Source organism: Faecalicatena contorta (assembly GCF_021531895.1).
Classification (GTDB): Bacteria; Bacillota; Clostridia; order Lachnospirales; family Lachnospiraceae; genus JAFBIX01.
On sequence record NZ_JAFBIX010000075.1, the window covers coordinates 1 to 1,373 of the forward strand.

General features: G+C 39.8%; 1 protein-coding gene and 1 rRNA gene. Both read right to left on the reverse strand.

Annotation, left to right across the window (positions count from 1 at the left end):
* Positions 1-112: 112 nt before the first annotated feature.
* The gene (rbsK, locus tag JQM81_RS13460; RefSeq protein ID WP_235234328.1) at positions 113-1,018 is read right to left on the reverse strand and encodes a ribokinase; all 906 of its coding nucleotides are present in this window, start codon (positions 1,016-1,018) and stop codon (positions 113-115) included.
* Between the two features lie 249 nt (positions 1,019-1,267).
* Positions 1,268-1,373, reverse strand: a 23S ribosomal RNA gene (locus JQM81_RS13465); the annotation flags it as partial.

Genomic DNA, 1,373 nt, shown 5'->3' on the forward strand with positions numbered 1-1,373 from the left:
TTATTTCACTTATTACTGACGCGTCATGAAAATACATTTCTTACACATTAACATAAAAAGGGTCACAGCATTTAGTAATAACTTTCCCTAATACTGTAACCCTTTTTCTCTCTTACTCCATAATTTCTTCTGGTGATGGAATAGAAGTCTGAGCTCCCTTTCTGGTTACTGCAATAGATGCCACCTTTTGTCCGAACACAATAGCCTCTCCACAGGTTTTTCCCTGACTTAGCGCCAAAGCAAATGCTGCAGTAAAACAGTCTCCTGCTGCAGTTGTATCTACTGCCTCTACCTTACATGCCGGATAATACTCTTCCGTTCCTTCTGCCACAAACAAGCACCCTTCGCTCCCAAGTGTAACCAATACATTTTTTACACCCTTTTTTAACATAGAACAGGCGCCTTCCTGAATTGCCTCTATCCCCTCAAGCGGCCTGCCTACCAATATAGAAAGCTCTGTTTCATTCGGCTTAATATAATCAATTCCTTTCCAGAAACTATCCGGAAGATCAGGAACTGCCGGAGCTGGATCCAAAATAACCGTCTTGCCAAGCTTTATTGCCATTTCTTTTACATATCTCACAGTCTCCAGAGGTATCTCCAACTGCATAATAATAATATCTGCCTTTTGAATTACATCCTCATTCTTCTGAATTAGTTCTTTTGTTACATCTGCGTTCGTACCTGCGATAATGATAATGGAATTCTCCCCACTATCTTCTACCGCTATAAATGCCTGTCCTGTTGTCCCTCCTTTAATCTCTGATATACCGGAAACATCCACTCCGACACTTTTCAGATTATTGACAAGAACTTTCCCTGGAGCGTCATCTCCCACTGCACCAATCATTTTAACTTTTCCAAGAAGCTTACCAACTGCGTACGCCTGATTCGCTCCTTTTCCTCCCGGGATCTGAGTTACACTCGTTCCGGCAAGTGTTTCCCCCGCTTTTGGCATTTGAGGAACCTCTATAACTGTGTCCAGGTTCAAACTTCCAACCACTACAATATTCTTCACTTGTTCTTCTCCCTTTTATTTTTAATATTTTGTACAAATTTCATCTCTGTAAATGTTTATCGTCTACTACATGTTCTGTAAAAACAGTATCATTTTAGACATTTTAAATCAACTAGCTATTATAACAAAACATTTTGAATGATAATAATCTTTTTTACATATGAAAAAAGACAGTCAAACTGACTGTCTTAAACTTATATACCTTCAAAACTGCATACAAGAAATATCATCCATTACCTATCACCTTGCTTGGTCATGCCCTCGACCGATTAGTAGCAGTCAGCTCCATACATTACTGTACTTCCACCTCTGCCCTATCTACCTCGTCGTCTTCAAGGGGTCTTACTACTTTCGT